The organism is Vibrio sp. OPT46 (assembly GCF_015163535.1).
Lineage (GTDB): Bacteria > Pseudomonadota > Gammaproteobacteria > Enterobacterales > Vibrionaceae > Vibrio > Vibrio alginolyticus.
The window spans coordinates 1-11,005 of sequence record NZ_JADDYG010000133.1 but is presented as its reverse complement, the minus strand read 5'-3'; the positions used below and the strand labels follow the sequence as shown (position 1 = coordinate 11,005).

The window sequence follows — 11,005 nt, the reverse complement described above, 5'->3', positions numbered from 1 at the left end:
GCAGGCCGTTCTCCCAACTGATGCTTTGATTGAACATCGCCAGCATCAAACCGACACTGCGTTGATTGGCGTCCTGCCAGCAATCAGATTCGCTGTACTCTCCATCATTTATCGCGTTGCCATTAACGAGAATGGGCTCGAAACGCCATTTTTCGCCGACACGGTAGTAGCCTTTACTGGTTAAGGTCTGGTTGGATTGAATCGTTAAAATGTGCTCGATGCCCGGCTCACCGGTTAATTCAAATACAAATCTTAGCTGGTGGTCGCCACATTGCAGCTCAACGATCAGTTGGCCGTTTTCCTCAATCAGTGTTGACTGAGAGTAGTCTCCGAAGCAGTGCAGCAACCAAGAAATAGGGTGACTGGCTGTTTCAAGAAACCACTCTTTGAGTGTGAAGGTGCCCGGTAGGTTAACTTGGGTGATTAGATTGACCACACAAGGTTGGGTTTGCGAGGTGAGCCATTTCTCTATCGTCTTGGCGGTCTCTAGCTGAGCAAAGGCGTAATTAACCAATAGGTTGGAGTTCGGTTGCTGCCAGTGAGTGATGTCGGAATTCAATCCCACCAATGGCTTTTCACAAATCAGCTTGGTTGAACCTAACGTCTTTATGATCTCTGCATGAGTATGCGCAGGTGTCGCGATGGTCACGACATCGAGTTGTTTGAGTGCGCTGATGTTCGTTTCTACCTTTAGGATTGCTTCCTCACTGCACGCTTGCTGAAGCGGTTCTATTTGGTTGGCGCATAACGTTGTGACCGATACACCATTGTTTCGATAGTGGGGAATGTGCGTGCGTCCCCAGTTGATTCCTATGATGCCAGCTTGTTTGATTTGCTCTGGCTTGTTGAAACGTTCACTCAATGGCGGCAAGGCAATTCGTTCATCTGTTAGACGTTGGTCATGGTGATAATCATTGCTTGGCAGCACTTGCCATGGCTTGTTGTAATGCTGCTTGAGTGCACAAACGAGTTCGTAGAAATTCCACTTATCCTTTAAGTTGCTATCAAAATGGTATAAACCTGCTTCGTTCCGCTCAATAAGCTGCAAAAAGGCGAGTGCAGTATCGTCCATATGAGAAGTCGCGGGATACCAAACTGTACTAGCGGTAATAACGCCGTTCTCTTCATATTGGCGGTCGAGATGCGCCAACATGTTATTGCCTTCTGCTTGGTGATGGAGCTGCCAACCAATTCGAGCAATCATCGCATCTGGATTTGCTTGCCAGATTGCATCTTCACAACGAACTTTGTATTTGCCGTATTCATCTTGGGTGTTTCTTTCTTCAAAGATGCCATAAGGCCCATTTTTTGTGGCATCAAATACCATTGCTGTACTGACAAAAAGATAAGGAATGTTGCGCTGTTTGCAGTGCTCACCAAGCCACGCTGCCCACGCTTCACTCCCCATCGCCATGTGGCACACCGCATCAATGTGGTGCTGTTGCCAAAATTGCTCACTTTGCTGTGGATCATCTGGTGGGATTTGGTGGTGATTCCATTCCAATACGTTCCAGCCACGGAGGTGGAACTGATGAGCAACTTTAGGGGCGAGGGTGCCAGTTAAGCCAGTCATTAAAACGGTTTTCATTATGGTGCATCTTGGTTGGCTAAATCGTGCTTATCAATAAAGCATGGCTGTTTTTCGATGTAGAGCGGAGAAGCTGAGATTTTTGCTGGGCAGCACGTTTTGTAGGGGAAGTAGAAGCAAAAAAACCCAAGCGAACGCCTGGGCTTTAGTATTGTAAGGCAGTGATATTCGCTTATTTTGCTACGATATTTAATGGCCAGCCGATGTCTGTCTGACGGTTGGATTCAATTTCCAACTCAGCCGCAGTCAGTGGGTTTTTCTCTAGCCATTGCGCATCAATGTGTAACGTTAGATTGTCGCCTTCAACCGTTAGAGTCACATTTGGCTCTAGATCAGGATTGCGACGATGGCTGAGTAGAACCGCAAGACGCAACAGTCTCAATACTCGTTTGGCACTTGAGCCTGATAATGCATGCTGCTCAGGTAAAGAAGTGAGCTGTTCGCGATAGCGACGAGCCACTTCACCAATAAAGAACTTCTGCGCGCGCGTGTAACCAGGCAGATCCAAATTCTGCAGCAAGTAAGCACTATGCTCTCCGCCTTTTTTGAAATCGATAGTTAAACCAATTTCATGCAGTTTTGCGGCGGTCTCGAGTAATATCTTGCCCTGAGGCTCTGTAATCCACTCATCGCCCCCAGCTTGCTGTAAAAGCGTGTGTGCCAGAGTAGCGACTTGTTCGCCGTATTGGTGATCGAGCTGATAGCGATTTTGTACGCTAGCGATAGTGCGGGCACGAATGTCTTCTTGGCGAAGCTCTTCAACCATCTCATACACTAAGCCCTCGCGTAGTGCGCCGCCAGCGAGTGTCATAGCATCGATTTCAAGCAATTCAAAAACGGCAATCAAAATAGAGAGGCCACTAGGGAACACTAATGCCCGCTCAAGTGTTAAGCCTTCAATATCGAGCTCTTCTAAATGGTCGGCCAACATGGCTTGCTTCTGTAGACGCTTGAGTTTGGAGTGAGTGATTACTTCGTCCATGCCTTGCGCCAGCATTATCTCTTGCAATGCCTGAACAGTGCCTGATGCACCAACACACACATCCCAACCAATTTCTGTATAACGTTCTAAAATCGGCTGAATGGTCTGTTTCGCTCCTTCAATTGCCGCGTCAAAGTTACGAGCATTCAATTGACGATCTTTAAAGAAGTTTTCAAGCCAAGTCACGCAGCCCATTTTTAAGCTGGTCAGTGCTTTGGCTTCGAAACCTTCACCGATAATCAGTTCGGTACTTGCTCCACCGATATCGACTACAAGGCGACGACCACTACCGCCAGAGGTGTGAGCGACACCTTTATAGATAGTGGCTGCTTCTTCTTCACCAGTAATCACTTCGATAGGCTGGCCTAGAATTTGGTTAGCCTTTTCTAAAAACACATCTACATTGGTCGCGGTACGTAATGTTGCAGTACCGACGATGCGAATGTTTTGTTTAGGAATGTCCTGCAAGCGTTCCGCAAATAGACTTAAGCAGTCCCATCCTCGCTGCATAGCTTCCATACTAAGAGAATTATGTTCATCTAAGCCCGCTGCTAGACGAACTTTGCGCTTAATTTTAGCCATTGTTTGAACGCTGCCATCGATGTGACGCACAACGAGCATGTGAAAACTGTTCGACCCGAGGTCGATGGCGGCATATAGCGGTGATGATCCTGCTTGACTCATAAAACGAACTCAGTTTCCTATTACGATTGTTTTGGTGCCGATTGACGCGGTTGGCGTGGACGACGTCCCTGCGGCTTACGGTTACCAGAACCAGAGCGGGTACCGCCAGTATTCGTGCGGCGCTGTTGGTTGCGTGGTGCACGCATACGAATCGGAGCCGGTAGATCTTGAATCAGTGCCGACGAATCGTACTCTGAAACTGGGATTGTATGCTCAATGTATTCTTCGATTGCTGGTAGGTTAACCGCGTACTCTTCACAAGCAAAACTGATCGAATGACCGCTCGCACCAGCGCGACCAGTACGGCCAATACGGTGAACATAATCTTCACAGTCGTCAGGAAGGTCGTAGTTGAAAACGTGCGTTACCTGAGGAATATGCAAACCACGCGCTGCAACGTCAGTTGCAACTAAGATGTCGACATCACCTTTGGTGAATTGCTCAAGAATCTTCTCACGCTTCTTCTGCGGTACATCGCCAGTAAGAAGGCCTACACGGTGTCCATCGGCAGCCAAATGACCCCAAACCGATTCACACTTATGCTTGGTATTGGCAAAAATGATAGCGCGATCTGGCCACTCTTCTTCAATTAGTGTTTGAAGCAGCGCCATTTTGTCTTCATTCGAAGGATAGAAAAGCTCTTCCTGGATACGGTGGCCAGTTTTTTGTTCTGGTTCGACAACGACATGCTCAGGAGTATTCATGTGTTCGAATGCCAGTTCTTGAACGCGGTAAGAAAGCGTAGCTGAGAACAGCATGTTCAAACGCTCTTTTGGCTCAGGCATACGACGGAACAAGAAGCGAATGTCTTTAATAAAGCCAAGATCGAACATGCGGTCGGCTTCGTCCAGAACAACAGCTTGAATGTTGTTGAGGTTAAATACGCGCTGTTTGTAGAAATCGATGATACGGCCTGTTGTTCCGATCAGAATATCTACGCCGTCTTGCAGTTTCGCAAGTTGCTTGTCGTAGCTTTCACCACCGTAAGCTAGAGCGGTTTTTAGACCTGTGCTTTCAGTTAATGATTCTGCATCATTGTAAATCTGAATAGCGAGCTCACGTGTAGGCGCCATAATAATTGCGCGTGGCTGTGTAGGCTTACGACCTTCATGTTCCGGAGTCGTCAGAAGGTGGTTGAACGTAGCAGTAAGAAACGCGAGCGTTTTACCAGTACCCGTTTGGGCCTGGCCTGCGATGTCTTGGCCGGTGAGCAGGACCGGCAACGCCAAGGCTTGGATAGGGGTACAAAATTCGAACCCTTTTTTGTCCAATCCTTCAATAACTTGGGGCTTTAAGCCCAAATCGGCGAACTTTTGCTCTGTGATATGCGTCTTTTTCATGGCTATAGAATATCAGCTAAAGCTTGCAATACGAAAGTAAATACATTCCAATAGGGCATCTAATTACTGGTTATCATCCAACCAGTTTCGAAAAACACATTGGAGTGGAAGATGAGTGATAAGATTTTGCAGCTAACTGATGACGGTTTTGAAAACGATGTAATCAACGCTGCAGGCCCGGTTCTAGTGGATTTTTGGGCAGAATGGTGTGGTCCTTGTAAAATGATCGCTCCTATTTTGGACGAAATCGCAGACGAGTACGAAGGCAAACTCACTATCGGTAAACTAAACATCGACCATAACGCAGGTACACCACCTAAGTTTGGTATTCGCGGCATTCCAACGCTATTACTATTTAAAGATGGTAACGTAGCGGCAACGAAAGTAGGTGCTCTGTCTAAAACTCAACTGAAAGAGTTCCTAGACGCAAACTTATAATCACCAAGTGATTACAGATAAAACCGTGCAAAGTTACAATGCACGGTTTTGTTTTTCTAACTCTGGACTAGAATACTAATTAGTGCTAACTTATCGCGCGTTAATTGAACAAATTTCTCTTCTTGGTCGATCCTGAGACCAAATCCATCTTAACTAGAAAACAGATCTTATTTTGACTAAACAAGAATCCACCACCATGAACCTTACCGAACTGAAGAACAGACCTGTGTCTGACCTTGTAAAACTGGGCGAAAGCTTAGGATTAGAGAACCTAGCTCGCTTAAGAAAACAAGACATCATCTTCGCGATTTTAAAAGCGCACGCGAAAGGCGGCGAAGACATCTTTGGCGATGGGGTTCTGGAAATTCTGCAAGACGGCTTTGGTTTCCTACGCAGTGCAGATAGTTCATACCTTGCGGGTCCGGACGATATCTACGTATCACCAAGTCAGATTCGTCGCTTTAACCTACGTACTGGTGACTCTATCGCTGGTAAAATTCGTCCACCAAAAGACGGTGAACGTTATTTTGCCCTTCTAAAAGTCAATACCGTTAACGACGATAAACCAGACAACGCCCGTAACAAGATCCTATTTGAAAACCTTACCCCTCTACATGCGAATGAGCGCATGGTGATGGAGCGTGGTAACGGTTCAACAGAAGACATTACAGCACGTGTTTTAGACTTGGCATCGCCAATCGGTAAAGGTCAACGTGGTCTGATTGTTGCTCCGCCTAAAGCGGGTAAAACAATGCTTCTGCAAAACATCGCGCAAAGCATCGCGTACAACCACCCAGAGTGTGAGTTGATGGTTCTTCTTATCGACGAACGTCCAGAAGAAGTAACTGAGATGCAGCGCCTAGTTAAAGGTGAAGTGGTTGCGTCGACTTTCGATGAGCCAGCATCTCGTCACGTACAAGTAGCGGAAATGGTAATCGAGAAGGCAAAACGTCTTGTTGAACATAAGAAAGACGTGGTTATCTTGCTTGACTCTATCACTCGCCTAGCTCGTGCTTACAACACCGTAGTGCCTTCATCAGGTAAAGTACTAACAGGTGGTGTGGATGCAAACGCATTACATCGTCCTAAGCGTTTCTTCGGTGCTGCACGTAACGTAGAAGAAGGCGGCAGCCTAACTATCATCGCAACGGCACTAGTAGATACTGGTTCTAAAATGGATGAAGTTATCTACGAAGAGTTCAAGGGTACAGGTAACATGGAACTGCACTTGAACCGTAAGATTGCTGAGAAGCGTGTATTCCCTGCGATTGACTTTAACCGCTCAGGTACACGTCGTGAAGAGCTACTGACGAAGACTGACGAACTACAGAAGATGTGGATTCTGCGTAAGATCGTTCACCCAATGGGCGAAATCGACGCAATGGAATTCCTAATCGATAAGCTAGCGATGACGAAGACCAACGATGAGTTCTTCGATGCGATGCGTCGTCAATAGTCTCAAATAAGTCATTCTGCGAAAAGCCACCGTATATCGGTGGCTTTTTTATTGCTTTCTCCCGATAGAAGTATCAGAATGAAGGAAATGTTATCGGGAGGTTAACATGCAACAAGGAATGTTGTCGTCATTACTCCTGAGCTTGTCACTTATCACTCTACCTGCGACATTATCTGCCAAGGAAATGCATGAGTCTGTAGTAGAGCAGTGGCTTCAGGATACTCAAATACAGACTAAAGTCTCTGAACTGCTTGATTACGCTGTCAGAGATGAAGTCGACTCGCTTAAATTCGCCCTTGATAGACTTGCTTTGCCTCAACAAGAGGTGGTGCGCTTTCAATTATTGGAAAAGCTTGAAAAGCAAGATGTGATTCTCACGCCTCGAATGGCTCTGTTTGTTGAGTCCCAGATCCGTATGACCCCGACTTATCAAGTGTTAGAGCGAGGTGATGGGTATGAATTTAGTGTACCCGCTTTTAACTTTCCCGTTATTGCGAGTCGCTTGATTAAGCGTTGGAAACAAGACCAAAGTACCTTGGACTTTGTCTTACAAGCTGAACGAAGAGAGCTTAACTTAAAGCAATGGCTTACAGGGCCATCTCAACAAGCTCAAGCACGTGAAGCGCTTTTGATTCGAGAGTTAGACAGCTTATCACCCAATGCGCTTGCTGCATTAACGGCCCAGTTAACCAAAGCAAATGTGACCAGTTGGTTACCATCGACGGCCGTGATAGTCAGGTTGGCACAAGTTAGTCAGGATGAGGAAGTGTACAACTTACTCTGGCGGATGAAAGCTGATTACAACAGCCAGTCCGAACTTGAGCGTTTAGCTGCGGTTGGAGACGTTTTTTCCATTCAGCAATTGATGAATGCCACAGTTAACCCATCACTCAAGCCAGAAGCTATTAGTCTACTTACAAAATCTAACCCTCTATCTCCGCAAGTAAAGCAGTTTCTAGTTAGAAAAATGGCGTTATCAGAAGAAGCAACCATGGTTGCTCGAGAGCTTGCTCAACAAGGGCATCAAACCTGGTTGGAAGAGTTAGTATCTTCGAACCATCAGATAAAGACTCGGCAGATTGAACAAGTATTAAAGTAATCTTGCTCACATACCCACACAAAATAGGAGGATCTTAGCGTCCTCCTATTTGTTATACTGCGGACAGTTTAATCAGCCAGCATGAAGGCCTATGAGTTTTAAGGATTTACGCGAATTTATCGACCACCTAGAACAGAAAGGTCGACTTAAACGCATCACTCACCCTGTCGATCCCGCTTATGAAATGACAGAAATCAGCGACCGCACCTTGCGTGCTGGTGGACCTGCGCTGTTGTTTGAGAACCCAATCGGCTACGACGTACCTGTTTTGACTAACCTGTTTGGTACACCAGAGCGTGTCGCAATCGGTATGGGACGTGAAGATGTTAAAGAATTAAGAGAAGTCGGTAAGCTGCTGGCTTATTTAAAAGAACCTGAGCCACCAAAAGGCTTCAAAGACGCTTTAGAAAAACTGCCTGTGTTCAAACAAGTATTGAACATGCCGGCTAAGCGTTTACGTAAAGCACCATGCCAAGACATTGTTTGGCAAGGTGATGAAGTCGACTTGGATAAAATTCCGGTAATGAGCTGCTGGGCAGAAGATGTAGCGCCGCTGCTTACTTGGGGCTTAACCGTAACCAAAGGTCCAAGTAAGAAACGTCAGAACCTAGGCATTTACCGTCAGCAGAAAATTGCCAAGAACAAAATCATCATGCGTTGGTTAGCCCATCGTGGTGGTGCGCTTGATCTGCGCGATTGGATGGAAACCAACCCAGGTAAACCTTTCCCAGTTTCGGTCGCGTTTGGTGCAGACCCAGCAACCATTCTTGGTGCAGTAACACCAGTGCCAGATACGCTATCGGAATACGCATTTGCAGGTTTGCTACGTGGAAGCAAAACGGAAGTCGTGAAGTCAGTCAGCAACGATTTGGAAGTGCCAGCGAGCGCGGAAATCGTGATGGAAGGCTATATCGACCCGAACGAGTTTGCTGATGAAGGTCCTTACGGTGACCACACTGGCTACTATAACGAAAAAGAAAAGCACCACGTATTTACTATTACGCACATTACTATGCGTAAAGACCCTATTTATCACAGCACCTACACAGGTCGTCCGCCAGATGAACCAGCTGTATTGGGTGTGGCATTAAACGAAGTGTTTGTGCCTATTCTGCAAAAGCAATTCCCAGAGATTGAAGACTTCTATCTTCCGCCAGAAGGTTGTTCGTACCGAATGGCCGTCGTCACCATGAAGAAGCAGTACCCAGGACATGCCAAGCGCGTAATGATGGGCGTGTGGTCTTTCTTACGTCAATTTATGTATACCAAGTTTGTTATTGTGTGCGATGAATCGGTAAACGCACGAGATTGGAATGATGTCGTGAAAGCCATGTCAGAGCATATGGATCCTGTACGTGATACCTTGATGATAGATAACACGCCAATCGACTCGCTCGACTTTGCTTCACCAGTGGTTGGGCTTGGCTCCAAAATGGGCTTGGATGCGACCATTAAATGGGATGCCGAGCTGGCGACGCGAACCGAGGTCACTGAGCGAGACAGCAAAGCGATTACCGAAGCAGAACTGAATGAGTTGAAACAGCAACGCCCTGAGATTGTTGACGTCTATCTTCCAGTTACAGCAAACAACCAATTTGCTGTCGTGACTATGAAGAAAGACCAAGCTGGTCAATCCCAAGAATTGATGGAACATCTATGGGGCTTCTTTGCTCAGTACACGGATAACAAATTCATCATTTTGTGCGACGATGACGTTAATGCACGAGATTGGAATGACATCATTTGGGCGGTGACAACTCGAATGGACCCAGATAGAGACACGATTCAAGTGCTTGGTAAGACTGAGAGTTCATCCCAATTAGGACTGGATGCGACCAACAAGTTCGAATCTGAAGTCACGCGCGAGTGGGGTACGCCTATCAAAAAAGATCCTAAACTTGTGGCTAAAGTCGATGAGATTTGGGACCAGTTAGGTATTCTATGAGTCATCAAGTCCACCTTCTACCAATGGACGTTACATTCCAAGTAAAAGAAGGGGAGACGGTGTTGGAAGCTGCGCTCAACAACAATATTCGCTTCCCACACCGTTGCCAAGTTGGCGCTTGCGCCATGTGCATGTGTAAAAAGCTAACGGGCGAGGTGAGCTATCACCTCGAACCTATGCTAACCGAAAAAGAGCAACAGCAAGGTTGGATATTCCCTTGCCAAGCCTATACAGAAAGTAATTTAGTGCTTACTTTTGACGAGTAAGCGAGAGGAACACCATGACCATCCAATGTAAAGTAAAGTCTATTCAGCCGTTAGCTTGTAATACTTACCAAATCCTTCTTCATCCAGAATCACCAGTGCCTTTTAAAGCGGGTCAGTACCTAATGGTGGTGATGGGTGAAAAAGACAAACGTCCTTTCTCTATCGCAAGCAGCCCTTGTCGTCATGAAGGTGAACTTGAACTGCACATCGGTGCGGCGGAACACAACGCTTATGCACAAGAAGTTGTCGAAGCAATGCAAGCGGCGCTTGAAACTGATGGTCAGATTGAAATTGATGCGCCACATGGCGATGCTTGGGTTCAAGAAGAAAGCGAACGCCCATTATTATTAATTGCTGGTGGTACAGGCTTCAGTTACGTTCGCTCGATTCTGGATCACTGCGTAGCGCAGAATAAAACCAATCCTATCTATTTATATTGGGGGGCGCGCGATAACTGCCAGCTTTATGCTAAAGACGAACTGGTCGAGATTGCCGACAAGTTTGCCAATGTTCACTTTGTGCCAGTAGTAGAAGAAGCTCCTGCAGACTGGCAAGGTAAAGTTGGTAACGTGCTACAAGCTGTAGCTGAAGATTTCGAAAGCTTAGAAAACTACGATATCTATATTGCAGGTCGTTTTGAAATGGCTGGCGCAGCACGTGAACAGTTCACTCAGAACAAGAAAGCGAAGAGCGAACGTATGTTCGCAGACGCGTACGCATTCATTTAAATACGGCTTTTAAGGCAGAAAAAGAGGGTTTTTTACCCTCTTTTTTGCTTTTTTGATGAAATAGTCATCGAACAGTCATTTTTTTCCATTTTTTTTCAAAAAAGGGTTGCGAACGGATCTGAGTTCCCTATAATGCGCATCCACCGACACGGCAGACGCGATAAGGCTTCAGCAGGGTCGGAGAGGTGAAAGCTTCTACGAAAAATAAAATTGAAAAAAGTGTTTGACACTCTCAATTATCTCGTTAGAATGCACCTCCGCTTTGAGAGAAAAACTTCTCGCAAAGCAAGCTCTTTAACAATATAGACCTATCAATCTGTGTGGGCACTCGTTGATGATAATCCAATTCGATACTTCGGTATCAAATTAGGTTTCAATGAAACGAAGTGACCATTGAATCGAAAGATTCAGCACAGTCAATTCAAACATTACTTATGTAATGTTCAGTATTCATTGAGCCGACAAAATCTTAAATTGAA

9 protein-coding genes are annotated in these 11,005 nt (G+C 46.0%); 6 read left to right on the top strand and 3 right to left on the bottom strand.

All coding sequences use genetic code 11. From position 1 onward, the window contains the following. From IQR33_RS05890 to rhlB, 3 genes are all read right to left on the bottom strand, one after another. Positions 1-1,588, bottom strand: a 1,588-nt coding sequence (locus IQR33_RS05890) for a sugar nucleotide-binding protein (RefSeq protein ID WP_193843586.1), incomplete at its 3' end; no start/stop codon positions are given. A 172-nt stretch (positions 1,589-1,760) separates the two neighbouring features. Then, the gene (gene gppA / locus IQR33_RS05885) at positions 1,761-3,254 is read right to left on the bottom strand and encodes a guanosine-5'-triphosphate,3'-diphosphate diphosphatase (protein WP_005382885.1); all 1,494 of its coding nucleotides are present in this window, start codon (positions 3,252-3,254) and stop codon (positions 1,761-1,763) included. Positions 3,255-3,274: 20 nt separating this feature from the next. Beyond that, a complete protein-coding gene (gene rhlB / locus IQR33_RS05880) occupies positions 3,275-4,594 on the bottom strand; it encodes an ATP-dependent RNA helicase RhlB (RefSeq protein ID WP_005378764.1) in 1,320 nt (439 codons plus the stop codon). Between the two features lie 111 nt (positions 4,595-4,705). Between rhlB and trxA the strand changes: the two genes are divergently transcribed. The 6 genes from trxA (at position 4,706) to fre (ending at position 10,526) form a co-directional block, all read left to right on the top strand. Then, a complete protein-coding gene (trxA, locus tag IQR33_RS05875) occupies positions 4,706-5,032 on the top strand; it encodes a thioredoxin TrxA (RefSeq protein WP_004745500.1) in 327 nt (108 codons plus the stop codon). A gap of 196 nt (positions 5,033-5,228) precedes the next feature. Next, positions 5,229-6,488 carry a transcription termination factor Rho gene (gene rho, locus IQR33_RS05870; protein WP_005378757.1) on the top strand — a complete coding sequence of 420 codons (1,260 nt, stop codon included), beginning with the start codon at positions 5,229-5,231 and terminating at the stop codon, positions 6,486-6,488. A 106-nt stretch (positions 6,489-6,594) separates the two neighbouring features. Then, on the top strand, positions 6,595-7,587 hold the full coding sequence (locus tag IQR33_RS05865) for a hypothetical protein (RefSeq protein ID WP_005378756.1): 993 nt from the start codon (positions 6,595-6,597) through the stop codon (positions 7,585-7,587). A gap of 91 nt (positions 7,588-7,678) precedes the next feature. After that, complete coding sequence (ubiD, locus tag IQR33_RS05860) at positions 7,679-9,532, top strand: 4-hydroxy-3-polyprenylbenzoate decarboxylase (RefSeq protein WP_054577388.1); 1,854 nt, start codon at positions 7,679-7,681, stop codon at positions 9,530-9,532. Continuing rightward, on the top strand, positions 9,529-9,798 hold the full coding sequence (locus tag IQR33_RS05855; RefSeq protein WP_009696789.1) for a 2Fe-2S iron-sulfur cluster-binding protein: 270 nt from the start codon (positions 9,529-9,531) through the stop codon (positions 9,796-9,798). The genes ubiD and IQR33_RS05855 overlap by 4 nt, the downstream gene beginning before the upstream one ends. A 14-nt stretch (positions 9,799-9,812) precedes the next feature. Next, entirely contained in the window at positions 9,813-10,526 is a 714-nt protein-coding gene (gene fre, locus IQR33_RS05850; RefSeq protein ID WP_005382872.1) for an NAD(P)H-flavin reductase, read from the top strand. Positions 10,527-11,005 lie beyond the last annotated feature (479 nt).